Source organism: Paractinoplanes maris (assembly GCF_023544465.1).
Lineage (GTDB): Bacteria > Actinomycetota > Actinomycetes > Mycobacteriales > Micromonosporaceae > Actinoplanes > Actinoplanes maris.
Map to the genome: position 1 here is coordinate 69,344 of NZ_JALPVL010000003.1, position 24,278 is coordinate 93,621.

General features: G+C 71.7%; 23 protein-coding genes. 15 read left to right on the plus strand and 8 right to left on the minus strand.

Annotation, left to right across the window (positions count from 1 at the left end; genetic code table 11):
* Nucleotides 1–3 precede the first annotated feature (3 nt).
* Complete coding sequence (locus tag NAG42_RS09100; RefSeq protein WP_250029411.1) at nt 4–1,593, minus strand: MFS transporter; 1,590 nt, start codon at nt 1,591–1,593, stop codon at nt 4–6.
* 186 nt (nt 1,594–1,779) lie between these two features.
* Between NAG42_RS09100 and NAG42_RS09105 the strand changes: the two genes are divergently transcribed.
* On the plus strand, nt 1,780–4,020 hold the full coding sequence (locus NAG42_RS09105) for a putative bifunctional diguanylate cyclase/phosphodiesterase (RefSeq protein ID WP_250029412.1): 2,241 nt from the start codon (nt 1,780–1,782) through the stop codon (nt 4,018–4,020).
* Between the two features lie 11 nt (nt 4,021–4,031).
* On the opposite strand, the gene NAG42_RS09110 is transcribed toward NAG42_RS09105, so the two are convergent.
* Nucleotides 4,032–5,333: an acetyl-CoA C-acetyltransferase gene (locus NAG42_RS09110; RefSeq protein WP_284045134.1), complete on the minus strand. Its 1,302-nt coding sequence runs from the start codon at nt 5,331–5,333 to the stop codon at nt 4,032–4,034.
* A 40-nt stretch (nt 5,334–5,373) separates the two neighbouring features.
* Here NAG42_RS09110 and NAG42_RS09115 point away from each other — a divergent pair, with 40 nt between their 5' ends.
* From NAG42_RS09115 to NAG42_RS09125, 3 genes are read left to right on the plus strand one after another with little or no spacing between them, the layout of a single operon-like run.
* Entirely contained in the window at nt 5,374–6,702 is a 1,329-nt protein-coding gene (locus NAG42_RS09115) for a 3-oxoacyl-ACP reductase (RefSeq protein WP_250029414.1), read from the plus strand.
* Nucleotides 6,699–7,547 carry a MaoC/PaaZ C-terminal domain-containing protein gene (locus tag NAG42_RS09120; protein ID WP_250029415.1) on the plus strand — a complete coding sequence of 283 codons (849 nt, stop codon included), beginning with the start codon at nt 6,699–6,701 and terminating at the stop codon, nt 7,545–7,547. The genes NAG42_RS09115 and NAG42_RS09120 overlap by 4 nt, the downstream gene beginning before the upstream one ends.
* Before the next feature lie 35 nt (nt 7,548–7,582).
* Nucleotides 7,583–8,830: an acyl-CoA dehydrogenase family protein gene (locus NAG42_RS09125; RefSeq protein WP_250029416.1), complete on the plus strand. Its 1,248-nt coding sequence runs from the start codon at nt 7,583–7,585 to the stop codon at nt 8,828–8,830.
* A 149-nt stretch (nt 8,831–8,979) separates the two neighbouring features.
* Here NAG42_RS09125 and NAG42_RS09130 read toward each other — a convergent pair whose 3' ends face one another.
* A complete protein-coding gene (locus NAG42_RS09130; RefSeq protein ID WP_250029417.1) occupies nt 8,980–9,201 on the minus strand; it encodes a CDGSH iron-sulfur domain-containing protein in 222 nt (73 codons plus the stop codon).
* A gap of 74 nt (nt 9,202–9,275) precedes the next feature.
* Here NAG42_RS09130 and NAG42_RS09135 point away from each other — a divergent pair, with 74 nt between their 5' ends.
* Together NAG42_RS09135 and NAG42_RS09140 are read left to right on the plus strand one after the other, a co-directional pair.
* A complete protein-coding gene (locus NAG42_RS09135) occupies nt 9,276–10,271 on the plus strand; it encodes an iron-containing redox enzyme family protein (protein WP_250029418.1) in 996 nt (331 codons plus the stop codon).
* A 34-nt stretch (nt 10,272–10,305) separates the two neighbouring features.
* Nucleotides 10,306–11,136, plus strand: a complete 831-nt coding sequence (locus tag NAG42_RS09140; RefSeq protein WP_250029419.1) for an MBL fold metallo-hydrolase — start codon at nt 10,306–10,308, stop codon at nt 11,134–11,136.
* 98 nt (nt 11,137–11,234) lie between these two features.
* Here NAG42_RS09140 and NAG42_RS09145 read toward each other — a convergent pair whose 3' ends face one another.
* Nucleotides 11,235–12,626: a hypothetical protein gene (locus NAG42_RS09145; RefSeq protein ID WP_250029420.1), complete on the minus strand. Its 1,392-nt coding sequence runs from the start codon at nt 12,624–12,626 to the stop codon at nt 11,235–11,237.
* Nucleotides 12,627–13,016: 390 nt separating this feature from the next.
* On the opposite strand from NAG42_RS09145, the gene NAG42_RS09150 reads away from it, so the two are divergent.
* On the plus strand, nt 13,017–13,502 hold the full coding sequence (locus NAG42_RS09150; protein ID WP_250029421.1) for a GNAT family N-acetyltransferase: 486 nt from the start codon (nt 13,017–13,019) through the stop codon (nt 13,500–13,502).
* Between the two features lie 247 nt (nt 13,503–13,749).
* Here NAG42_RS09150 and NAG42_RS09155 read toward each other — a convergent pair whose 3' ends face one another.
* Together NAG42_RS09155 and NAG42_RS09160 are read right to left on the minus strand one after the other, a co-directional pair.
* Nucleotides 13,750–15,327: an MFS transporter gene (locus NAG42_RS09155; protein WP_250029422.1), complete on the minus strand. Its 1,578-nt coding sequence runs from the start codon at nt 15,325–15,327 to the stop codon at nt 13,750–13,752.
* Nucleotides 15,324–15,833, minus strand: a complete 510-nt coding sequence (locus tag NAG42_RS09160; RefSeq protein ID WP_250029423.1) for a MarR family winged helix-turn-helix transcriptional regulator — start codon at nt 15,831–15,833, stop codon at nt 15,324–15,326. Before NAG42_RS09160 ends, NAG42_RS09155 begins: the two co-directional genes overlap by 4 nt.
* A 66-nt stretch (nt 15,834–15,899) precedes the next feature.
* Between NAG42_RS09160 and NAG42_RS09165 the strand changes: the two genes are divergently transcribed.
* Genes NAG42_RS09165 through NAG42_RS09180 form a run of 4 tightly spaced genes read left to right on the plus strand, consistent with a single transcriptional unit; the run spans nt 15,900 to nt 18,459 of the window.
* Nucleotides 15,900–16,841 (plus strand): DUF2332 domain-containing protein, encoded by a 942-nt coding sequence (locus NAG42_RS09165; protein ID WP_250029424.1) that lies wholly within the window; start codon nt 15,900–15,902, stop codon nt 16,839–16,841.
* A gap of 49 nt (nt 16,842–16,890) precedes the next feature.
* Nucleotides 16,891–17,304 carry an MmcQ/YjbR family DNA-binding protein gene (locus NAG42_RS09170; RefSeq protein ID WP_250029425.1) on the plus strand — a complete coding sequence of 138 codons (414 nt, stop codon included), beginning with the start codon at nt 16,891–16,893 and terminating at the stop codon, nt 17,302–17,304.
* Nucleotides 17,283–17,948 (plus strand): hypothetical protein, encoded by a 666-nt coding sequence (locus NAG42_RS09175; RefSeq protein ID WP_250029426.1) that lies wholly within the window; start codon nt 17,283–17,285, stop codon nt 17,946–17,948. The genes NAG42_RS09170 and NAG42_RS09175 overlap by 22 nt, the downstream gene beginning before the upstream one ends.
* A 31-nt stretch (nt 17,949–17,979) precedes the next feature.
* The gene (locus NAG42_RS09180; protein WP_250029427.1) at nt 17,980–18,459 is read left to right on the plus strand and encodes a GvpU-like protein; all 480 of its coding nucleotides are present in this window, start codon (nt 17,980–17,982) and stop codon (nt 18,457–18,459) included.
* A gap of 32 nt (nt 18,460–18,491) precedes the next feature.
* On the opposite strand, the gene NAG42_RS09185 is transcribed toward NAG42_RS09180, so the two are convergent.
* Nucleotides 18,492–19,427, minus strand: a complete 936-nt coding sequence (locus NAG42_RS09185) for a DUF5995 family protein (protein ID WP_250029428.1) — start codon at nt 19,425–19,427, stop codon at nt 18,492–18,494.
* Nucleotides 19,428–19,826: 399 nt separating this feature from the next.
* Between NAG42_RS09185 and erm the strand changes: the two genes are divergently transcribed.
* Nucleotides 19,827–20,609: an ErmE/ErmH/ErmO/ErmR family 23S rRNA (adenine(2058)-N(6))-methyltransferase gene (erm, locus tag NAG42_RS09190; RefSeq protein WP_250029429.1), complete on the plus strand. Its 783-nt coding sequence runs from the start codon at nt 19,827–19,829 to the stop codon at nt 20,607–20,609.
* Nucleotides 20,610–20,634: 25 nt separating this feature from the next.
* On the opposite strand, the gene NAG42_RS09195 is transcribed toward erm, so the two are convergent.
* Nucleotides 20,635–21,711: a M20/M25/M40 family metallo-hydrolase gene (locus NAG42_RS09195; RefSeq protein ID WP_250029430.1), complete on the minus strand. Its 1,077-nt coding sequence runs from the start codon at nt 21,709–21,711 to the stop codon at nt 20,635–20,637.
* Nucleotides 21,712–21,809: 98 nt separating this feature from the next.
* Here NAG42_RS09195 and NAG42_RS09200 point away from each other — a divergent pair, with 98 nt between their 5' ends.
* Genes NAG42_RS09200 through menC form a run of 3 tightly spaced genes read left to right on the plus strand, consistent with a single transcriptional unit; the run spans nt 21,810 to nt 24,234 of the window.
* Nucleotides 21,810–22,475, plus strand: coding sequence for a GNAT family N-acetyltransferase (locus tag NAG42_RS09200; RefSeq protein ID WP_250029432.1), 666 nt, complete (start codon nt 21,810–21,812; stop codon nt 22,473–22,475).
* Nucleotides 22,472–23,128 (plus strand): MurR/RpiR family transcriptional regulator, encoded by a 657-nt coding sequence (locus NAG42_RS09205; RefSeq protein WP_250029433.1) that lies wholly within the window; start codon nt 22,472–22,474, stop codon nt 23,126–23,128. Before NAG42_RS09200 ends, NAG42_RS09205 begins: the two co-directional genes overlap by 4 nt.
* Nucleotides 23,125–24,234: an o-succinylbenzoate synthase gene (menC, locus tag NAG42_RS09210; RefSeq protein WP_250029435.1), complete on the plus strand. Its 1,110-nt coding sequence runs from the start codon at nt 23,125–23,127 to the stop codon at nt 24,232–24,234. The genes NAG42_RS09205 and menC overlap by 4 nt, the downstream gene beginning before the upstream one ends.
* Nucleotides 24,235–24,278: the final 44 nt, after the last annotated feature.

Sequence of the window (24,278 nt, forward strand, 5' to 3'; positions counted from 1 at the left end):
GAGTCACGCTTCGACCAGTTCCACGCCCTGCTCCTCCGCGAGACCCTCCGAGTTGGTGGGCTTCGGGGCGGAGGCGGGCCGCTTGCCGGGCAGCCAGATCAGGGCCACCAGCGCGCCGAGCAGCGCGAACACCATCGAGCCGATCGACGCGTAGTGCATGGCGTCGAGGAACGCGGCGTTGGCCTGCGAGATCAGCGCCGGAGCGGCCGCCCCGGCCTGCTCCGCGACGCCGTACGCCCCGGAGATCGACTCCCGGGCGGCGTCGGCCGCTCCGGCCGGCAGTCCGTCGGTCGCGGTGCCCAGGTTGTCCCGGTAGACCGAGGAGAGCACCGCGCCGAGCACGGCCACGCCGAGCGCGCCGCCGAGCTGGCGGATCGTGTTGCTGACCGCCGAACCGACACCGGCCTTCTCCCGCGGCAGCGCCGCCATGATCGACTCGGTGGCGGGCGGCATCACGTTGGCCATGCCGGCGCCCATGATGAAGAACGCCGCGCCGACCAGCCAGATCGGGGTGTCCTGGCCGATGAACAGCCAGACCGCCAGACCGAGGGCCACCAGGAGCAGGCCGACCGTGCTGACCACCTTGGGGCCGAAGCGCTTGACCATCGCGGCGCTGCGCGGCGCGAAGAACAGCTGACCGACGGCGAACGGGACGAACAGTGCGCCGGACGCGAGCGGGCCGTAGCCCCGGACCAGCTGCAGGTAGAACGCGCCGAAGAACATCGCGCCCATCGCGGCGAAGAAGACCAGGCCGATCATGCCGGTGGACGCCGCGAACGTCCGGTTGCGGAACAGCCGGACGTCGAGCGACGGGAACTCGGTGCGCAGCTCCCAGATGACGAACGAGGTCAGCACGACCACGGCACCGGCCAGCGTGCCCCACGCCCTCGGGTCACCGAAGCCGGCCTCGCCGCCCTCGATCACGCCGTAGGTGAGCAGGGTCAGACCGACGATCGAGAGCAGGACGCCCGGGATGTCGATGCGGTTCGGCCGCGGGTCCTTGGACTCGGGCACCAGGACGAGCACGAGGATCACCCCGGCGATGGCCACCGGCACGTTGATCAGGAAGACCGAGCCCCACCAGAAGTGCTCGAGCAGCAGACCGCCGACGATCGGGCCGATGGCCACGCCCAGGCCGACGGCGCCGGCCCAGATGCCGATGGCACGCGGCCGCTCCTGCGGCGTGAAGACGTTCGCGATGATCGAGAGCGTCGCCGGCATGACCGCCGCCGCGCCCAGGCCCATCAGCGCGCGGGCCGCGATCAGCTGGTTCGCCGTGTCGGCGTAGCTCGAGATCAGCGAGGCCAGGGCGAAGATGGCCAGCCCGGTGACCAGGGTGATCCGGCGGCCCAGGCGGTCGGCCAGGATGCCCGCGGTGAACAGCAGGCCGGCGAAGACCAGGGTGTACGAGTTGATCGCCCACTCGAGCTCGCTCTGGGTGGCCCCGAGCCCGTGCTGCGGGTCGGCGATCGTGCGCAGGGCGACGTTCAGGATGGTGTTGTCGAGCACGACCACCAGCAGGCTGATGACCAGTACGCCGAGAATGACCCACCGCCGGGGATGCCCGGCAGGGGCGGCCGCGGATGCGTCCATGGATGTTCCCCCATAGAGACTTACCTTACGAAACGGAACCGTTCCGTATCGATCAGCAGCCTAACGCCAGGGCAATGAGAAACGGAACGTATCCGTATCGGAATGTGCCGACGATCACGCCGGAAGCAACCGGTTGACTCCTGGCGGGCCCCGAAGGTCGCACCCCGATCCGTCGAAGGTGAGCGCATGGTGACTGGGAGGAATGCGCTGCACCGCTGGCTGCCCACCGGTGGCGGGTTGCGCGACGAGGACTGGGCCGGGCGGCATCGCCTGATGACCCGGCTGCTCGCCGCCGGCCTGGCGGCGCTGGTCGCCTATGGCGCCCTGCGCGACGAGCTCGGCGGCGGCAACCTGACCACCTGGTTGATCCTGCTCACGCTGCCCTGTGTCGTGGCCGCGGCCACGCTGCGGGGCCACCGGCTGCCGTCGGTCTTCGTCGCGCTCGGCTTCACGATGGTCTGCGCCGCCTTCGTGGCGATGACGCACGGCCGGACCGAGGCCCACTTCACCTTCTTCATCGTCGTCGGCGCGCTCGCCCTGTATCGGGACTGGGCGCCGTTCGGCGTGTTCCTGGTCGCCACCACGGCCCACCACGGGATCTTCGGGATCCTCGACGCCGAGCTGACCTACGGGCACCACTCGGCCCAGAAGCACCCGCTGTTCTGGGCGTTGATCCACGGCGTGGCGGTGCTGCTGGCGGCCACGTTCCAGGTCGTCCAGTGGCGGCTGACCGAGGCCGAGGAGCAGCGCGCCCAGGAGAACCTGGACGAGAGCCAGGCCCAGCTGACCGTGGCGTTCGACGAGACGCCGGTGCCGATGGCGATGCTGGCGCCGGACGGCCGGATCCTGCGCACCAACTCGGCGTACCGGTCCTGGCTGCGCCTGCCCGACGAGCTGCCGGCCGGCTTCCTGACCTCCGACCTGCCCATCGAACCGGTCGACCTGAGCAAGGCGCCGATGCTGGACGAGCTGGTGAAGCAGAACGGCTCGTCGATCACCACGCGCCAGTACCGTCGCAAGGACACCGGCGAGACGCTGTGGGTCGAGGTGCACGGCACCAACGTGCACGACCGCTCGGGCCGGCTGCGGTTGATCTTCGTGCACTGCCTCGACGTCACCGAGAACCACCGCCACCAGGAGGAACTGCAGAACCAGGTGCGCCACGACGCGCTCACCGGCCTGCTGTCCCGCTCGGCCTTCGAGCACGACCTGCTCACCCTGCTGGCCGCCGACGAGCCGGTCAGCGTCCTCTACCTCGACGTCGACCGCTTCAAGTCGATCAACGACGGCGCCGGGCACGCGGCCGGCGACGAGCTGCTGCGGGGGCTGGCCACCCGCCTGTCGGCCACGGTCCCGGCCGGCGCGCTGGTGGCCCGTCTCGGCGGCGACGAGTTCGTGGTCGCGCTGGCCGGCCCCCCGCGGACCGGCGCCCGGGTCGGCCACGCCATCCTCGCCGCCTTCGCCGAGCCGCTCGAGGTCGGCGACGGGCACCTGCAGGTGTCGGTCAGCATCGGCCTGGCCGCCGGGCACGGCCCCGAGCACGGCGACGAGACGGTGCTGGCCGCCGACACCGCGATGTATGCGGCCAAGCGCGCCGGCGGCAACCGCCTGCAGACCTTCAGCGACGACATGCGGGTCAAGGTGCGCGAGAAGATCGCCGCCGAGTCGCGTCTGCGCGAGGCCCTGAGTGGCGACCTGACCGAGACGCTGCCGATCTGGTTCCAGCCGATCGTGGCCACCGACACCGGCCGCATCGTCGGCGCCGAGGCGCTGGTCCGCCTGCGCACCCCGCAGGGTGAGCTGCTCAGCCCGTTCCACTTCATCCCGGCGGCCGAGGAGACCGGCATGATCGTGCCTCTCGGCGAGCACGTGCTGCGCCGCGCCGTGCAGCACCTGATCGAGTGGAGCGACCTGGACTACGTGTCGGTCAACGTCAGCCCGCGCCAGCTGGCCGAGCCCGACTTCGTGCCGCTGCTGGCCCACCTGCTGGCCACCCACCCGGCCCTGGACCCGTCCCGCCTGGTCGTCGAGATCACCGAGACCGCCCTGCTGGGCTCGTCGGTCGACGTCCGCGAGCGCCTTGAGACGATCAAGAATCTGGGCGTCCGCATCGCGCTGGACGACTTCGGCACCGGATACAGCAGCCTGACCTGGTTGCAGTCGGTGCCGGCCGACGTGGTCAAGCTCGACCGCTCGTTCGTGGCCGGGCTGGCCGCCGACCCGCGCAAGGCCTCGATCATCCAGGCCGTGCTGTGGCTGGCCCGCTCGCTGAACATGTCGGTGGTCGCCGAGGGCGTCGAGGACCCGGCCGACTGGCACGCCCTGCGTGACCTGGACTGCCCGTCCTGCCAGGGCTACCTGTTCGGCAAGCCGGCGCCGGCCGACGAGTTCACCGCCCTGCTCCAGCGGTCGCTGCTGAAGGTCTGACGGCTGACCGTCTAGCGCTCGAGGATCGCCACGACGCCCTGACCGCCGGCCGCGCAGATCGAGATCAGGCCACGGCCCGAGCCCTTCTCGGCCAGAAGCTTGGCCAGGGTGGCGACGATGCGGCCGCCGGTGGCGGCGAAGGGGTGACCGGCGGCCAGCGAGGAGCCGGTGACGTTGAGCTTGGCCCGGTCGATCGGCCCGAGCGGACCCGCCAGGCCGAGCTTCTCCTTGCTGAACTCGGTGGACTCCCAGGCCGCGAGGGTGCTGAGCACCTGGCTGGCGAAGGCCTCGTGGATCTCGTAGTAGTCGAAGTCCTGCAGGGCGAGGCCGTTGCGGGCCAGCAGGCGGGGGACGGCGTAGGCCGGGGCCATCAGCAGGCCCTCGTCACCGTGGACGTAGTCGACGGCGGCCGTCTCGCTGTCGACCAGGAACGCCTGGGCCGTCAGCCCCTGCTCGGCGGCCCACTCCTCCGAGGACAGCAGGACCGTCGAGGCGCCGTCGGTGAGCGGGGACGAGTTGCCGGCGGTCATCGTGGCGTCGGTCGAGCCGAAGACCGGGCGCAGCTTGGCCAGCTTGTCCAGGCTGGTGTCGGCGCGCAGGTTCTGATCGCGGGTCAGACCCAGGTAAGGGGTGATCAGGTCGTCGAAGAACCCGCGCTCGTAGGCGGCGGCCAGCCGCTGGTGCGAGGCCAGGGCCAGCTCGTCCTGGGCGTCGCGGGTGATGCTCCAGCGCAGGGCGGTGATCGCCGCGTGGTCGCCCATGGACAGACCCGTGCGGGGCTCGGCGTTGCGCGGGATGTCGGGTTTGAAGGCCAGCAGCGGGTTGAGCTTGGCCGCGGCCTTGATCTTGGCGGGCAGTGAGCGGGCCCGGTTGAGGGCCAGCAGGGCCCGGCGCATGTCGTCGTTGAGCTGCAGCGGGGCGTCCGAGGTGGTGTCGACACCACCGGCGATGCCGACGTCGATCTGACCCAGGGCGATCTTGTTGCCGACCAGGATGGCGGTCTCCAGGCCGGTGCCGCAGGCCTGCTGGACGTCGTAGGCCGGGGTCCGCGGGTCGAGCCGGGAGCCCAGCACAGTCTCGCGGGTCAGGTTGAAGTCGCGCGAGTGCTTGAGGACCGCCCCGGCGGCCACCTCGCCCAGGCGGCGACCGGCCAGGCCGTACCGGGCGATCAGGCCGTCGAGGGCGGCGGTCAGCATGTCCTGGTTCGAGGCCTGGGCGTACCGGCCGTTCGAGCGGGCGAACGGGATCCGGTTCCCGCCGAGAACGGCGACACGACGCATGGTGGTCTCCTGACAACGACGGGAGCTACTCATCAGTAGGCTACCAACGCCGGCGCCGAGTAGGCTGCGGCGCATGGGCGACAGGTACGCGAGCTTCGCGAACTCCGGTCCCGGGCGCGGCCTGGTCAAGCGGTTGGGCCTGCCCGATCCGCCCCGGCTGCGGCGTCACCGGCCGGGCGACGCGCTGACCGAGGGGCCGGTGCTGATCGGCGCGGCGCCCGGTGGGCGGCTCGGTGACCAGGTGCGCAAGGTGCTGGCCGGCGCGGGCGTGGAGACGCTGGACGAGGCGGTGACCGACGGGACGCACGGCGCGCTGATCTTCGACGCCTCGGGCATCACCGACGTGCCGGCGCTCGGCGAGCTGTACGAGTTCTTCCACCCGTACGCACGATCGGTGCGCCCCTCCGGCCGGGTGATCGTGCTGGGGACGCCGCCCGAGGCAGCCGGCCACCCGCACGAGGCCACGGCGCAGCGCGCCCTCGAGGGGCTGACGCGCAGCATCGGCAAGGAGTTCGGGCGGGGCATCACCTCGCAGCTGGTCTATGTCGAGCCGGGCGGCGAGGGCGCGCTCGAGTCGACACTCCGCTTCCTGCTGAGCGGGCGATCGGCGTACGTCTCGGGTCAGGTCATCCGGATCGGGGCCGGCACGCCGCCGGCGCCGGCCGACTGGCAGCAGCCCCTGGCCGGGAAGAGTGCGCTGGTCACCGGGGCGGCTCGGGGAATCGGAGCGGCCATCGCGCGGGTGCTGGCGCGGGACGGGGCCGACGTGATCGCGCTCGACGTCCCGGCGGCCGGGGAGGCTCTGGCCGGGGTGGCCAACGACGTACGCGGGCGGGCGATCCAGCTCGACCTGACCGCCGAGGGCGCGGGGCAGCGGCTGGCGTCGCACCTCTCACGGCCGCTCGACATCGTGGTGCACAACGCGGGCATCACCCGCGACCGGACGATCGCCAAGATGGACGCGGCCGGGTGGGACTCGGTGCTCGCGGTCAACCTGGTCGCACCGACGAGGATCAACGACGCGCTGCTCGACGCGGGTCTGATCGCCGCCGGGGGCCGGATCGTGGGGGTGGCGTCCATCGCCGGGATAGCCGGCAACCGCGGGCAGACCAATTACGCCACGAGCAAGGCCGGGGTGATCGGGCTGGTGCAGTCGAGCGCGCCCGGCCTGCGGGAGCGGGACATCACGATCAACGCCGTGGCGCCGGGCTTCATCGAGACGGCCATGACGGCGCGGATGCCGGTGACGTTGCGCGAGGCCGGGCGGCGGATGAACAGCCTGGCGCAGGGCGGGTTGCCGGTCGACGTGGCCGAGACGATCGCCTGGCTCGCTTCGCCGGGGTCGGGCACGATCACCGGGAACGTGGTGCGGGTCTGCGGGCAGAGCCTGCTGGGGGCGTGACCTCCGTGCCGGGCACCACGCTGCGGGCGGCGCTGGGGCTGATCCCGCGCCGCCGTCCCGACCGGGTGCCGTCGACCGAGCTCAGACAGGCCGGGGTGACCGTCGATCGTGGTCACCTGGCGGCGTACGACCGGATCTGCGGGTTCCGGCTGAGCGACGAGCTCCCGGCCACCTACCCGCATGTGCTGGCCTTCCCGCTGGCGATGCGGCTGATGACCGCGACGGACTTCCCGTTCCCGGCGATCGGGCTGGTCCACATCGCCAACCGGGTCACCGTGCACCGGCCCCTGACGGCGGCGATGACGTACGACCTGGTCGTGCACGCCGAGGCTCTGCGCCCGCACCCGCGCGGGCGTCAGGTGGACCTGGTCGCCACCGCCTCGGTGGGCGGCGAGCCGGTGTGGACAAGCGTCTCGACGTATCTGTCCCGCTCCCCCACGCCCGGCGCGACCGTCTCCGGCCCGACCGTCTCCGGCGCCACCGTCTCCGGCCCCGCCGTCTCCGGCCCCACCGCGGACGCGCCGCCGGCTGCGACTGCGGTGTGGCGGGTGCCGGCCCGCGCCGGCATTGACTACGCGGCCGTCAGCGGTGACCGGAACCCCATCCACACGTCGCGGATCGGTGCACGACTGTTCGGATTTCCGCGGCCGATCGCGCATGGTATGTGGAGTGCCGCCCGCTGCCTGGCCTCGCTGGAGGGCCGCCTGCCCGAGCGGTACACCGTGGACGTCCGCTTCCGGCAGCCGATCCTGCTGCCCGCCACGGTGTCGTTCGCCCACGCCGGCGGCGCTTTCCAGCTCTTCGGCCGGAAGCCGCATCTTGCCGGGCAAGTTACGCCTGCGTAGCGTTACCGGTCGGTAGATCTGCGGAGGGACGTCGCGTGGAGTTCTGGCTCGACCTGAACGAAGAACAGAACGACCTGCGGGAGTGGGTGCACGGATTCGCCGAGAGTGTGATCCGCCCGGCCGCGGCCGAGTGGGACGAGCGCGAGGAGACTCCGTGGCCGGTCCTGCAGGAGGCGGCCAAGATCGGGCTCTACGGTTTCGAGTTCCTCATGAACACCTGGTCCGACATGAGCGGCCTGTCGCTGCCACTGGTGAACGAGGAACTGTTCTGGGGCGACGGCGGCATCGGCATGGCGCTGTCCGGCACGTCCCTGGCGGTTGCCGCGATCTACGGTTCGGGCACGCCCGAGCAACTGGTCGAGTGGGTGCCGCAGTGCTTCGGCGACCCGGCCGACCCCCAGGTGGGCGCGTTCTGCTCGACCGAACCCGAGGCCGGCTCCGACGTGGCCGCCATGCGCACCCGCGCGGTCTACGACGAGGCGTCCGACGAGTGGGTGCTCACCGGGCAGAAGGCCTACGCGACCAACGGCGGCATCGCCAACGTGCACGTCGTGACCGCCTCGATCGACCCGTCGCTGGGCTCACGGGGCCAGGCCGCGTTCGTCGTCCCGCCCGGCACGCCCGGCCTGGTCGGCACCAAGAAACTGCGCAAGCTCGGGTTGCGCGCCTCGCACACGGCCGACGTCTTCCTGGACGACGTGCGGGTTCCCGGCCGCTGCCTGCTCGGCGGCAAGGAGGCTCTCGACGCGCGCCTCGCCCGCGCCCGGGAGGCCCAGCGCGCCACCGAGCAGACGACGCGCCCGACCGGGAAACGTCCCTCCGGGCAGGCGTCGATGCGCACGTTCGAGCTGACCCGGCCCGCCGTGGGCGCGCAGGCGCTCGGGATCGCGCGAGCCGCGTACGAGTACTCGCTCGAATACGCGCAGAACCGTGTGCAGTTCGGCCGGCCGATCGTGGACAACCAGGCGGTCGCGTTCGCCCTGGCCGACATGCGCACCGAGATCGACGCCGCCCGGCTGCTGGTGTGGCGGGCCGCCTGGATGGGCCGCAACGAACGCCCGTTCACCGCCGGCGAGGGCTCGATGTCGAAGCTCAAGGCGGGTGAGGTGGCGGTCGCGGTGACCGGTCAGGCCGTGCAGATCCTGGGCGGAGCCGGCTACCTGCGTGACCACCCGGTCGAGCGGATGTACCGCGACGCCAAGATCTACACGATCTTCGAGGGGACGTCCGAGATCCAGCGCCTGGTCATCTCGCGGGCGATCACCGGGCGTCAGATCCGCTGACCGCCGGCGCCGCATCACCTGGCGCGGCGCCGGGTCAGTCCTGGCGCCGGACCGGCGTCAGTCCTGGCGCCGGACCGGCGTCACTCCTGGCGCCGGACCGGCGTCACTCCTGGCGCCGGACCGGCGTCACTCCTGGCGCGGGACCGGCGTCACTCCTGGCGCGGGACCGGCGTCTCCCGGCCGGCCTCGGCGCGGAACTTGATGACCTTGTGGGTGCCGTCGCAGAACGGCTTGGTCGCCGACTTTCCGCAGCGGCACAGCGCGATGGTGCCCCGGCCCGGGTCGATCGGCTCGCCGTCGGGTGTGAGGAGCTCGAAATCGCCGCGCACGATGAGCGGCCCATCCGGATAGGGAACGATCGACGAGGACATGGCCGGTCGTATGCCCGGTGAGCTGCGGCCGAAACGAATCGTTTACGTGCCCTGGATTCGGGAAGCTTGCGATCATGCAACTACCCGCGGCCCGCGGCCGGGTCTCCGCCGCGCTCATCGACGTGCTCAGCGGCCGTGCCGCCAAACTGCCGGCCTTCGCGCGGTTCGACGGCGAGGAAGACCTGCACCTCACCCTTTTTGTCTGTTATGAGCTCGCCTACCGTGGCTGGGACGGCGTCGACGACTGCTGGGAGTGGGATCCCGGCATGCTGCGTCTGCGCACCGCCGCCGAGAACCGCTTCCTGGGGACACTGCACGATTTGGTCGGTGAGCCGGCGCGGGACGTGGACCCGGCTGCCGTACCGGCCGGTCTGGCCGAGGTCGTGGCGGCCGACGACGGGCCCGGGTTGTCCGGATACCTGCGCGGCCGGGCCACGCACGAGCAGTTCAAGGAGTTCGTCACGCACCGGTCGATCTATCACCTGCGCGAGGCCGACCCGCACTCCTGGGCGCTCCCCCGGCTGGGCGGGCGGGCCAAGGCGGCCCTGGTCGAGATCCAGACCGACGAGTACGGCGGCGGGGTCGAGCGCCGCATGCACCAGGAACTGTTCAAACGGACGATGAGCTGGTTCGACCTCGACCTCACGTACGGGGCGTACGTGGACGCGGTCGGCGCGCCGACGCTCGCGGTCAACAACCTGATGTCGCTGTTCGGGCTGCACCGCCGGCGGCGCGGCATGATCCTCGGTCACCTGGCCGCCTACGAGATGACGTCGTCGCTGCCCAACCGGTCGTACGCCAACGGTCTGCGCCGGCTCGGCGGGGACGCCGACGCGACCGCGTTCTACGACGAACACGTCGAGGCCGACGCCGTGCACGAGCAGATCGCCGCGTACGACCTGTGCGGCTCCTTCGCCGCCGCCGAGCCCGCCCTGGCCGGCGACGTGCTGTTCGGGGCGCGCTGTGCGCTGGCGGTCGACTCGCTCTGGGCGGGCAGCATTCTCGACACCTGGAGAAACGGCGGGTCGTCCCTGCGCGATTACACGATTCAACCAGTGCTGGCCGGGTAGTCGACCGCCCTCGTACCAAGGACGGAGGACACCCATGCAAGCCAGCGTCACCTTCGTCGGCAACGCCACGACCCTGCTCCGGCTCGGGAACTTCACCCTGCTCACCGATCCGGCGTTCGGCCCGGCCGGCAGCCGGGTCTACCTCGGCTACGGGGCCTGGACCAAGCGCCTGCGGGACCCGGTGCTGGATGCCCTGCAGGGGACCAAGGTCGACGGGATCCTGCTGTCGCACCTGCACGGCGACCACTTCGACGCGGCCGCCCGGGCCTGGGTCGAGCCGACGCTGCCGATCCTGACCACGCCGGCGGCGTGCCGCAAACTGCGGCGCAAGCGTCATCTCGCCGTGCGCGGACTGCCGACCTGGGAATGTTACGAGTGGACACGGGAGCGCCAGCGGCTGCGCATCACCGCGGTGCCGGGTAAGCACGGCCCCGGAGCGGTGGATCGCCTCCTGCCCGACGTGATGGGATCGGTGGTCGAGCTCGAGATCGACGGACGCCTGGCCCTGCGGCTCTACATCACCGGTGACACGCTGGTGCACGACGCACTGGAGCAGATTCCCCGGCGGTTCGGCGACATCGACGCGATGCTGATCCACCTCGGCGGCACCCGGCTGCTCGGCATGCTGCTCACGATGGACGGGCGCCAAGGTGTCGAGCTGGCCCACCTGATCCGGCCCGGGCTGACCGTGCCGATCCACTACGACGACTACAAAGTGATGAAGTCGCCACTGTCCGACTTCCTGAACCGGGCCGGCGAGCAGGGGCTGAGCGGCGTGACACCGATCACCCGCGGCGACACGCTGGAGCTGCCGTGGCGCTCCGGCCTGGACGGCTCGCACGCCGAACGCCGCGCGATGCCCTGACCCGTTCCGGCCCGGTCCGCGCAGCCCGCCGCACCCCCGCTGCGCCTGCCGCCGCACCCTCGCTGCGCGTCCCGCCGCACCCCCCGCTGCGCGTCCCGCTAGGCGAAGAGCAACCCGAGCGAGGATCCCGCCTGCCGGAGGCGGTCCAGCGCGTACGGGACGGGCATCGGCGGCGGCAGCGGGCGCCGCACCGGGCCGCCCAGCATGCGGGTCGCGTGACCGGTGGCGATGGGCAGCATCGGGTAGCGGCTCGCCGCGAAGCGATCGATCGGCTCGCGGTGGCGTGCGAACGAGGCCAGTGAGCGCCACTGCGCGAGGGTGGCCACCTGATCGCCCGCGTGTCCCGGCGGCTCCGGCAGGACGGTGACCCCGTCGAAGCGTTCGCTGCCCGCCAGCCACATCTCGGCCGCCTCGGCCGAGGCCCGGCCGGCTGACTCGCACCAGTACGGGGTCCGCCCGCTCGCCCGCGCCAGCCACGGGTCGAGCAGCCGGCCGGATTCGATCACGGCGCTGTCGTCCGGCCGCTCCCCGAACCACGACCGGGAGTCTGCGCGCCACTGTCGCACCAGGTCGGCGACGCAGGCGCTGAGGGTCTCGGGGCCGGCGTAGAGCAGGCGGTGCGACGACTGGCCGAGCCGGCCGAGATCGACGCCCAGCGAGGGTTCGCCCGACCGTTCGGCGTAACGCGGCGCGGTGTCCGGGTCGAGCTCGGGCCACGCGCCGGCCCCGAGCGACTCCAGGATCCGCCGGAACTCCGGGTTGGCCGGCGAGTAATCCTCGGGGCTGCTGCCGCCGACCGGGCTGCCGACCTGGAACCCGTGCCGGGCGGACACCGCCGTCACCGGCCAGGTGCGCAGGTCGCGCATCAGCAACGTGCTGCCGCCGGGCGCGAGCCGGGTGCGCAGGAAATGCTCGTACGCGGGGGGAAGGGTGACCCACCGCAAGTGGAACCGGACCGTCGAGCCGCAGAGCGGCCCACCGCGAAGCGGGTCGTGCACCTGCCGCACGGTCACCGACGGGTTCCGCGTGGTGATCATTCGGGCGAGTTCGGCCCCCCACCGCAGCGCACCGGGCCAGTCCCCGGCCGAGCCGCCCGGCCAGGTCACCGTGACCGGCACCGTGGTCGGCAGCCAGGCCGCCCCGAGACCGACCGCCAGATGTGCGGCCGAGCCGTGCGGCGACCCGAGCAGCACCGCCGGATACTCGGCCTCCCGGTAATGCCCGACGATCCACTCGGCGATCGCCTCGGCGTCGATCGCGCCGGCCAGGTCGTGCGGCACAGCCTCGGCGTACGCGTCCCGCGCGAGCTCGAACTGCCGGCGAGCCGGCGGCAGTTGCCCCCGCCGCCCGAGCAACGGCGTGCGCGCCACCCAGGCCCCGGCCTCGCCCGACACGGTCGACAGCAACACCCGGCACAGGCTGTCCGCACAGACGACGTTCCCGACCGGCAGCCCACCCCGAGCCGCCGGCATCGTCTCGTAGATCGTCACCCGACTCAGCTCCCCCCAGATTCCAGGCGAGCTACCCACGCACCGGCGGACCAATCGGATCAGCGGTGTGAGCTGACTCAACGCCCGGCGTTATCACACTTTCGCGGTTGCCGCGGTCCGCGTCGCAGCAGTCCTGGCGGCGGTGGCTGAGCTGCGCTCCGTGTCCGACGCGCACGCTCCGATGCCGGCCCGCCCGACGTTCCCGGCGCACCGTGAGGAGCGCCTCTTTTCAAGCGTGTTTGGGAAGTGCGGTCGAGCGGCGGTGAGTCCCGGCGTCGGCTGGGTGCGCCGGAGAAGTCGAATACCGGTGCTTCCGCCGTGCGGCCGGGCGGCGCCTGAGCCCCGCCCGCGCCCGGCTCCACCTCCGACAAAACGCCCTAGGCTCGGACGATGAGTGCCGATGTCCATCTGCGGTCTGTCCAGCCGGCCGACGTCGACGTCTTCTTCCTCCAGCAGCAGGAGCTGGAAGCGCAGCGGCGGGCCAACTTCCGGGCGCGCGACCGGCCGGCCTTCACCGAGCACTGGACCCAGCGGATTCTGGGCGACCCCGACGTGAGCGCCCGGACCGTTCTGGCCGGCGGGGAGATCGCGGGCAACGTCGTCTCCTGGTGGCAGGGTGAGCACCGCGAGGTCGGCTACTGGCTCGGCCAGGCGTTCTGGGGTCGCGGTGTCGGGACGCGGGCGGTGACGCTCTATCTCGACGTGGAGCCGGTCCGGCCGTTGACCGCCACCGCCGATGTCGGCAACACCGCGTCCATCCGCCTCCTCGAGCGCTGCGGCTTCACCGCGGTCGAGACCGTGCGCCAGGCGGATGTCGCTTTTGTCGTGCTGGAACTGCGCTCGGCCCCAGCCCCCACCTCCGCGCCGACGCGCTGAGCCCCGAGCCGCACCGGCGCGGGGTAGCGCGGGCAGCTCGGGGCGGGGTAGCGCGGGCAGCTCGGGGCGGGGTAGCGCGGACAGCTCGGGGCGGGGTAGCGCGGACAGCTCGGGGCGGGGTAGCGCGGACAGCCCGGCGCGGACAGCTCGGCTCCGGATGGTGCGGGCAGCCCGACGTAGACAGCTCGGCGCGGGGTGGCGCGGACAGCTCGGCGCGGGCGACTCGGGGCTGGGTTCGGCGCGTGAGTCAGCCCTCCAGGTCGGCCGGCTCTTTGTCGCGGGCGGGCAGGTCCAGGCTCGTCCGCAGGGTGGCGCGGGGCAGGAAGATCGCCGCGACCAGGCCGACCACCGCGATGGCGGCCGAGATCAGGAAGATGTGCCCGGTGGCGTCGCCGTAGGCGGCCCGCACGATGTGCTGCACCGCCTCCGGCAGGGCGGCCACGTTGAGGCTGCCACCGTCACCGCCCGACACCGGGATGCCGGCCGAGGCCAGATCGCGGGTGATCTGGTCGGTGACGCGGCGGGCCAGCACGGCACCCAGCACGGACACGCCGATCGCGCCGCCCATCGAGCGGAAGAACGCGACGGTGGAGGAAGCGGCACCGATGTTGCGCAGCGGCACCGTGTTCTGGACGGCCAGCACCAGGTTCTGCATGCTCGCGCCGACCCCGAGGCCGACCAGCAGCATGCCGAGGCCGACGAAGACCAGCGACGTCTCGTGGTCGATCGTGCTCAGCAGGGCGAAGCCCGCGAAGAGCACGACCAGACCCGCGATGATGTACGGCTTGATCGTGCCGGTGCGGGTGATGATGCGCCCGACGATGATCGACGAGATCAGCACGCCGGCCATCAGCGGGATGGTCAGCAGGCCGGCCTCGGTCGGGCTGTAGCCGCGGCCGATCTGGAAGTACTGACCCAGGAAGACCGCACCCCCGAACATGGCCATGCCGACCGCGAGGCTGGCCACGATCGACAGCGCGGTGGTGCGCTCGCGCACGATTTCGAGCGGCACGACCGGTTCCGCTGCGCGCTTCTCGACCACGACCGCGAGAACGAGCAGCAAGAGCGCTCCACCGACCATCGTGTAGGTCTGCCACGACGCCCAGGCGAACGTGCCGTCGACGAACGACACCCAGATGAGCAGGATGCTCACCCCGGCGGCGATCAGACCGGCCCCGAGGTAGTCGATCTTCACGTTCTCCCGGCGCTCGGTGTGCACGTGCAGGGTGAGCTGCAGCAGGATCAGCGCGACGACGGCGAACGGCACCCCCACGAAGAAGCACCACCGCCAGCCCAGCCACGACGTGTCCACGATCAGGCCACCGAGCAGCGGCCCACCCACCGTGGCCAGCGCCATCACGCCGCCGAGATAGCCGTTGTAACGACCGCGCTCCCGCGGCGGGATCATCGCCGCGATCACGACCTGCACCAGCGCCTGCAGACCGCCGACACCGATGCCCTGGAACGCGCGGGCGGAGATGAGCTGCCCGGCGGACTGGCTGAAGCCGGCGATCACCGAGCCCAGCACGAAGATCACGATGGCGATCTGCACAAGCAGCTTCTTGCTGAACAGGTCGGCCAGCTTGCCCCAGATCGGGGTGGTTGCCGTGGCGGTGAGCAGGGTCGCCGTGACCACCCAGGTGTACTGGGTCTGACTGCCCTCCAGCGCCCCGATGATCTTGGGAAGGGCGGTGGAGACGACCGTACTGCTGAGCAGCGCCACGAAAAGCACCAGCAGCAGGCCGCTCAAGGCCTCGAGGATCTGCCGGTGGGTCATGTCCTCCGCCGCCGGCGTCGCCGCCGGCCGGGTGGTGGGTGCGCTCATCGCGCGGCCTCCTGATGGTGGTTCTTATCGAGTACGCCGGAGAACGCGGCGAGGAAACGGCCGAGATCAGCGCTGACCCGTTCGGTCTCGGCCGCCGGCCAGTCGGCCAGGGCGTGCTGCAGCAGATCGCCGAACCACTCCTGGGCCGCGCCCAGCAGCTCGTGGCCGGCCGCGGTCAGCGCCAGCGCCGACGCCCGGCGGTCGGCACTGTCGATACGGCGTTCGACCAGCCCCTGCCCGACCGCGGCGGCGACCGCCCGGCTGACCGTCGACGGGTCCAGCCCGGACCGCTCGGCCAGATCCTTGGCGTGGCAGCCACTGCCGGTCCCCGTACCGATTTCGTCGATCAGCTTGAGGACGCCGACCGTGCCGATCGGCACGTCCGGTCTCTCGCGCAGCCACTGCTGTCGCGCCTTGCGGATGAGCTGGGACAGCTCGAGCAGCTGCGTCGCCAGCACGTCTTTCATCTCGTCCTGCCCTTGTCGGCCGTTGCGTGCATCAAGCATTCATCAAATCTGCGCAATGGGCAAGTTTGCACGTCGGGCAGTTTTTGCGCATGGCATCATGCCGCCATGAGCACCGCCGAGTGGTACCTGGACTTCGCCGAGCGCCAGGCGCGCGGCACCTCGCCCACTTACGAGCGCCTGGCCCGGGCGGTCGCCCGCGACGACGAGTTGCTCGCCCTGCTCGACTCGGTGCCACCGCCCAAGCGGCAACCCAACCTGCTCTTCGCCGTCGTCCAATGGCTGGGCGGACCGGTCGCGGATCACGACCTTTTCCGTACGTTCGTCACGGCGCACTGGCCGGCCGTCGCGACCGAGCTGCGCTCCCGGGCCACGCAGACCAACGAGATCGGCCGGTCCGCGCTGGTGCTGCCGGTGCTGGCCGCGCTCCCCCAGCCGCTGGCGCTGATCGAGGTGGGCGCCTCGGCCGGGCTCAACCTCTACCCCGACCGATACCGCTACCGGTACGGGGATGTCGAGGTCGGCTCCTCGGGGCCGATGCTCCGCTGCGCCACCACCGGCCTGACCCCACCCACCGCGCTCCCGCAGGTGGTGTGGCGAGCCGGCCTGGACCTGAACCCGCTCGACATCACCTCGGCGGCCGACCGTTCCTGGCTCGAGGCGCTGATCTGGCCCGAGCACGAGCACCGCCGCGAGCGTCTGCGGGCCGCGGCGGCGATCGCCACCGCCGACCCGCCCCGGCTGATCCGCGGCGACCTCGTCGACGAGCTGCCGGCCCTGGTCGCCGCGGCGCCACCGGACGCCACCCGGGTCGTCTTCCACACGTCGGTGCTCTATCAGGTGCCGGCCGAGCGGCGGGCGGCGTTCCGCACGCTCGTCGGCTCGCTGCCGGTGCACTGGATCTCGATCGAGGGCTCGGACGTCGTCAGCTTCCCGGAGCTGCCACCGGCACCGGACGACGGCCGGCACCAGAACGTCCTGGCCCTCGACGGCAAGCCGCTGGCCTGGACCGAGGGCCACGGCCAGGAGATGACCTGGTTCGCCGGCTGACCGGCGTCCTGCCTCCCCGGAGGATGCGAGTCTTCACTACGCTGAGACTGTGTCCGATGAAGACGACCGCCCGGCGCGGATCGAGGACGTCCACGAGCTGGCCATGGCCATGCCCGACGTCGTCGTGAACGGCGATAACCACCCGAGTTATGAGGCCGGCCGCAAGACGTTCGTCTTCTTCCGTACGCCTCGCAAGGACGCCTTCGACCCGGAGACCGGTGAGCTGTACACCGATGTGGTCGTCTTCTACGTCGAGTCGGAGGCCGAGAAGCAGGCGCTCGTGCGGGACGAGAGCACGCCGTTCTTCACCACGCCGCACTGGAACGGCTATCTCGGCGTCCTGCTGCTGGCCCGCGACATCGGCCGGATCACCCGCGCCGAGCTGCGTGAGGTCGTGCAGGACGCCTGGCTGGCCCGGGCCCCCAAGCGAAAGGCAGCCGCGTGGCGAGCCGCCCGAGGATGAGCCTGGCCGCGGTGGCGCGGTGGCGGGCCCCGTTCCTGATCGGGACGCTGGTGGTCGGGGTGCTGCTCATGGTGGGCCTCACCGTCGCCGGCACGTGGGTCCGGGGTGTGCTGTTCTTCCTGACGCTCGCGCTCTATGTCGGCTTGGTCGTCGGGGCCTTGGTGGCGCAGAGCAAGCACCCGGCCGAGCTGGTCGAGCAGGACGGCGACCGGGTAACGGTTGCCACACCGGGTCTGACGCTGCTGGCGGCGGCCTTCACGCTCATGGTCACCGGATTTGTCGCCAACGACATCGCCGACGCGCTCGCCGGCGGGCTGTGGACGGGCGATGTGGTGATCGACGCGGTGTGGACGGCGTGGGCCGGGTTCGCCTGGTATGCGGCGCTCGGCCCCAACGACGTACGGCTCGGGCCTGATGGTCTTGTCGAACGCCTGCCCCACGGGTCGATGGTCGTGCCGTGGGAGGCGCTCGAGTCGGCCACGGCCGGGCCGCGCAACCGGGTGACGCTCACGTTCCGGGACCGGCAGGCCGTGGTGTGGCGCGGTCTGCGGCGCAAACGCGGCGTGCTCAATCCCACGACGAAGGCGTCCTACCTCGCGGACGCCATCAACTCGGCCGTTCGGGCCCGCTCGGCCCGGCGCTGACCCTAGAGTCGGCTGCGGGGGTGTGCCGACGATGCTGGATCCGATGCTCAGCGCGGCCGCGGTCGCGATCGACTGGTCCGAGCCGGACAGTGTGCTGGGCACGTACGTAGCCCAGATGGACCGTCTCACCGAGCCGGTGGATCCCGGGGTGCCGCTCAGCCTGAGCGTGCACGGGCTGCTGGTCAGCGGCGAGCTGATCCCCCAGTGGCAGTGGTTCGCCGAGGTGAGCGAGCTCAACGACCACGAGGACGCCTTCTACGTCGGCACCGCCGAACACGTGAAGGAACAGTCCGACCTGGCCCACGCCGCCATCAAGATCCGCGACATCGGCGGCGAGATCTCTCACCGGCAGTTCACCGCCCTGGTCGCCCCGACCCGCTACATCCACCTGCGCAACACCCGCATCCACAGCCCCGGCATGCACACCGGCGAGACCGGCTCCCTGTGGCGTGGCCGGCTGGCCGACGTCTCCGGCTGGACGCCCGGCACGCAGGCCCTCATCGAGGACTGACCCGCAGCACCACAGGGAAGAAGGTTCCCTGGTCAGGTGGCCGAGCCGGCCGGGGGCCGGCGGCGGTTGACGTGGCGGCGCAGGAAACGCCAGCCGCCGGTGACACCGGTGCCCGTGTGCGAGACCAGGCGGTCGCCGATGATGGCCCACTCGGCCAGGAGCGAGGCGGCGCGGTCCATGGTGCGGCGGGCCTGTTCGAAGTCCTCCAGGTCGTGGCGCAGCAGCCAGAGGCGGCGAGCCTGGTCCCAGGCGCGGGCCCGGGTGACGGTGACCAGGATGCGCTGGCTCCAGTCGTCGAGCGGCCCGACGAACTCGTCGAGCTCCAGCTGCCACCGGGTCGAGAAGCCGCGGCGCAGAGGCGGGATCTCCTGGTAGAAGATCTCGTTGACCAGCAGGTAGTCGGGGTGGATCACGTCGTCGCCGGGCTCAGGGGCGCCCAGCTCGTTCCAGGTGCCGATCAGGGCGAGCGCCAGGTCGTGGTTGATGTGGGCGTTGACGCCGAGCATGGCGGCGGTCAGCCGGCTCATCCGCACGTCGCCGGCCCGCTTGAAGAGGACCTCCCAGACGTCCGGGGTGTCCTCGTCGTCGTTGTTCCACCGGGTCAGCGCGTCGAAGTAGCGCTTGGCGAACTCGACGTCGAGCAGCTCGAGGAAGTCCGGCGAGTTGACCCCCGTGACCAGCGCGGTGTCCACCCGCCGGGTGATGTTGAGATAGAGCTGGTTGAAGGCGGACACCCGGTTGGCGGCCCGGCTGGGCGGCAGCTCGTCCATGATGTCCTGCACCGTCACCAGCCGCGAGATGACGTCCCCGATGCCGCCCGGATGCCCCTGCAGCGCTTCGGTGACCTTTTCGTGCAGCGGGCTCCACCCACGCCCGGCCGGAATCGCCAGACTCGACAACTCGAGCCGCTTGACGCGCAACAGCTCCGCGCTGTCCCGCGCGAGCGACCGATCAAACGCCGTCGTCATGCGAGACAGCTTCGCGATCAACCCCCGGCCCGCGCCACCAATTGTCGGCAAACCGTCGCGACTTCCCGCACAACCCGGCTGTGGACCCCTGACGCGCGCAGACGACGGTGCTCGTATCGGTGGTGCTTAAATCGGATGACTCCGGCGGGCGCGGGCAATAAGGTCGCCGGATGCATACGACGCATGCTCTCCTCGCCGGCGGGTGGATGCCCGCGCGAGGGATGCAGTACGCCATCCGTCAGCGCGCCGGGCGTCCCGCCCCGCGCCGCACCGCCTGACTTCTTCCGCGGTTCGCCGCCGGGGCCCGCTGAGTCCTGCTCTTCTCAGTGGACAGCCCGAACGATCGAGGCTGTCCACGTTTCGCCGCCCGAGTTGCGGGTGGCAGACGGGAACCCGGTTGTGGCGTCATCTTCCTATCGCCGGCGCGAGCATGCGCGCGTCCGGCGGATCCTCGGTCAGAACCTGCTCGTCGACCCGGCGGCGGTGCGCGCGATAGCGGACGCGGCGGCGCCCGCGCCGGGCGAGCTCATCCTCGAAATGGGGGCGGGACGCGGCCGCCTCACCGCTGAGTTGCTGCGGCGGCGGGCGCACGTCATCGCGTACGAGATCGACCCGGACCTGGCCGCCGACCTGCCCGCAGCCGACGGTCTGAGCGTGCGCACCGACGATTTCCTCACCGCGTCACCGCCGCGCGAGCCGTTCGCGGTGGTCGGCAACATCCCGTATGCGCTGACGTCGGCCGTCGTCGACTGGTGCCTGCGGGCGCGCACGCTTCAGCAGGCCACCCTGCTCACCCAGTGGGAGTACGCGCGCAAACGAACCGGGGACTACGGCCGTTGGTCGCGGCTGACCGTGCTGACCTGGCCCGAGATCGCCTGGGACCTGGCCGGGCGGGTGCCGCGGACGGCGTTCCGACCGGTGCCGCGCGTCGACGGCGGCATCCTCCGCTTGCGACGCCGGCCGGTCGCGCTCGTGCGGCCCGAGCTGCTCCCCCGCTATCGGGCCCTCGTCGAGTGCGGCTTCACCGGCGTGGGCGGCTCGGTGCAGGCCTCACTGGCCCGCCGCTACGGAAGTCGCCAGGCCGCGGCCGCCTGCCGTGCGGTCCGTCTGACCCCTGACGTCGCGGTCGGAGAGGTGTGGCCCGAGCAGTGGCTGACGCTCTTCCGCCTGCTCGGCCGATAGGGGCCGGTCGAGCCGTGACGAGGCGTCAGCCGGTCGCCAGGATGAGGGCTTCGAGGAGGGCGGCGCGCGCGTGCATGCCGTCGAGCGAGACCCACTCGTGACGGGCGTGGGCGCCGCCTCCGGGTGGGGCGAGGCCGTCGACGGTGGGGATGCCCAGGGCGCCCGTCGTGTTGGTGTCGGCCGCGCCGTCGGCCGGGTGGCCGTCGAGGGTCTGGCCGATGCCGGCGGCCACCCCGATGATGTGGTCGAGCAGCGTCGTGGTGGCTTCGGTGGAGCTCCACGTCGGGCGGTGGGCCAGCAACGTCGTCGTCAGGGCGGCCCGCTCCCGGATCGGGGTCAGGGTGCGCAACGCGCCCAGCACGGCTTCTTCGTTCTCCGCGTCCAGGAAGCGCAACCCCAGGTCGGCGTGGGCCCGGCCGGCCACCACGTTGGTGCGGCCGCCGCCGGCGATCGTGCCGGTGTTCAGCAGCACGGGGCGGCCGGCCACGACCGTACGGAAGGCGACCAGCTGGTCGATGAGCTCGTCGATCGCGTTGACGCCGGCCTCCGGGTCCAGCGCCGCGTGCGACTCGATGCCGGTCACCTCGATGCGGGCGCGGGTGCTGCCCCGGCGGGCGGTCTTGAGGTCGCCGCCGGGGTGCGGGGGTTCCATCCCCAGCACGGCGGTGGCCCGACCGGCCTCGGCCCGCACCAGGTCGCCCGCGGTGGGTGAGCCGATCTCCTCGTCGGCGACCACGATGACGCGTACGCCGGGGTGGGGCCGGCCGGAGGCGACCACCCTCCGCACGGCTTGGAACAGTGCCACGAGACCGGCTTTGGTGTCGTAGACGCCGGGGCCGCGCACCGTGTCACCGTCGACCGACCACGGCATGTCCGTCAGCGTGCCGACCGGCCAGACGGTGTCGTAGTGGCTGAGCAGCAGCAAGTCGCCGCCGGTGACGTCGCGCGCGGGCAGTGTCCACAGCAGGTGGTCGCCCTCGCGCGCGGTCGAGAAGCCGGCCCGGGCGGCGTCGGCTTCGAGCACCTCGGCCAGGGCGGCCAGCGCCCGGGAATCCCCGGTGGGCGACTCCAGCAGGGTGTAGGTGCGCAGCGTCTCCAGCATATGCGAACGCTATGTTTGCCATCGGGCGTTGTCAACGCGCATGACTGGGTGCAGGATGACGGTTATACGTTTCGTAAGTTGCCGGGGAGGAGGCGCGGATGAGCATCGTGGTGCGTGACCTCGCCGGGCTCGCCGAGTGGTCGGCCGCGTCGGCGCTCTACCGGCACGTCTTCGGCTACGACCAGCCCGAGTTCGGCATCAGTCCGCGCCTGCTGGCCGCGCTGGGTGAGAATTCGGGCTCGGTGCTGGGGGCGTTCGACGCGAGCGGTGAGCTGGTCGGTTTCTGCTACGGGTTCAGCGCGGTCGACCGGGGCGAGCTCTACCACTATTCGCAGGCCGCGGTGGTCGCGCCGAGCGCTCAGGGCAGCGGGGTCGGCCGGCGGCTCAAGCAGGCGCAGGCCGAGACGGCCCGGGCGACGGGGGCGCGCACGATGCGGTGGACCTTCGACCCGTACGCCTTGCGGAACGCTCATTTCAACTTCGGCGTGCTCGGCGCGACGGCGATCCGGTTCCTGCCCGACTACTACGACGACGGCATCTCGGATCGGCTGCTGGTCTCGTGGGACCTGTCGGGCCCGCACGTCGTGCGGCTGGGCTGCACGTCGGTGACCGCCCCGGCCGCCCACGGTATCGCGGCGCCCGGCCCGGCCGACCGCGCGGTCCTCCGGGACGAGTTGATCGAGCAGTTCGAGACCGGCCGGCTCGTCCGTGTCGCCATCCGGGAGGACCAGGCGATCTACACCTTCGAGCAGGGCACCGCATGACGCCGGAACAACCGGGAGACCAGCGGGACCGTCCCTCGCCCGCTGAGCGTTTCGAGCGCAACGTGCAACGACGTTCCGCGCAGGTGCTCAAACAGCGGGTCCTCGATCAGCAGCGCGCCGAGTTCGGCAAGGCGCTGGCCTGGGCGGCCGAGCACGACGCGATCGAGCAGGCCGCCGCCCGCATCGTCTCGGCTCGGCGTCGTTATCTGCTCGGGAACGGCAAATCGCTGGGTTACGCGTCGCTGCTCGCGGCCGACCTGAGCGCCGGCCTGTCCGGTGTGCACCTGGTCGACGGGGCGACCGTGCGGCCGCTCGACGTGCTCGGCGACATCCGGCAGGGTGACCTGCTGGTGGCGGTCGCCATGTCCCGATACCGGCGCGACACCGTCTCGGTGGCCGAGGCCTACGTCGCCCACGGCGGCGAGCTGGTGCTGATCACCGACGCCGAGGACGCGCCGCTGACCGGCCTGGCGAGCACCCGCATCGTGCTCGGCACCGACACCGCCTCGTATGCGAGCTCGCCCACCTCGGTCGTGCTCGCGCTGCACCTGCTGGCCACGCTCACCATCGCCAGCTCCAAGGGTGCGGGCCGCCGCCTGCACGACCGCGACGCCCTCGCCGCCGAACTCGACCTCTATGTGGACCCCCGATGACTCGCATCAGCACCGTCGAGCTGCGCCGCGTGCGCCTGCCGCTCGTGCACCAGTTCCGGACGAGCTCGCACGCCAAACGCGCCCTCGAGCACATCCTGGTCACCCTCACCACCACCGACGGCGACGCCGGCTGGGGTGAGATCGCCTCGCCGAGCGGCCCGTTCTATTCGGCCGAGACCGTCGAGACGTGCTGGGCCGTCGCCCGCGACCATCTGGCGCCACTGGTCCTGGGCGCGGACTGGCAGCATCCGCGCGACCTGCCGCTGGGCCGGGTCCGCGGCAACCAGTTCGCGCGGGCCGGCTTCGACATGGCCGCCTGGTCGCTGTGGTCGGCCGGCCGCGGCGTCCCGTTGGCCCAGGCCCTGGGCGGCACCCGGGCCGAGGTCGAGGCCGGCGTCTCGCTGGGCATCGAGCCGGCCATCGACGACCTGCTGGCCCAGGTCGAGCTGCGGGTCGCCGAGGGCTACCGCCGGGTCAAGCTCAAGATCGCCCCGGGCTGGGACGTGGAACCGGTGCGGGCCGTCCGGTCCGCCTACCCCTCGGTGCCGTTGCACGTCGACGCCAACGGGGTCTACACACCGGCCCACCTGCCGCTGCTCCGGGAGCTCGACACGCTCGGCCTGCTGATGATCGAGCAGCCGTACGCTCCCCGGGCCCTGGCCGAGCTGGCCGACCTGCAGCAGCAGCTGGCCACGCCGATCTGCCTCGACGAGTCGGTCGAGGAGCTGGACGACCTGGTCACGGCGCTGCGGCTGGGCTCGGGGCGGATCCTCAACATCAAGGTGTCGCGGATGGGCGGGCTGACCGCGGCCGTCCGGGCGCATGACCTCGCCGTCGAGCACGGCCTGCCGGTGTGGTGCGGCGGCATGCACGAGTTCGGCCTCGGGCGGGCGGCCAACGTGGCGTTGAGTGCGCTGCCCGGCTTCACCCTGCCGTCGGACGTGTCGGGGTCGGACAAGTACTACGCGCGCGACGTCACCACCGAGCCCATCGTGTCGGTCGACGGCCTGGTCGAGGTGTCCACGACGGCCGGGCTGGGCCGCGAACCTGACCTGGGGTTCATCGAGGCGAACACCACCGACCGGATCGTCCTGCCACTTCCCTGATCGCGTTCGGGGTGGCGATGCATCATGCGGCCCATGATCACCCG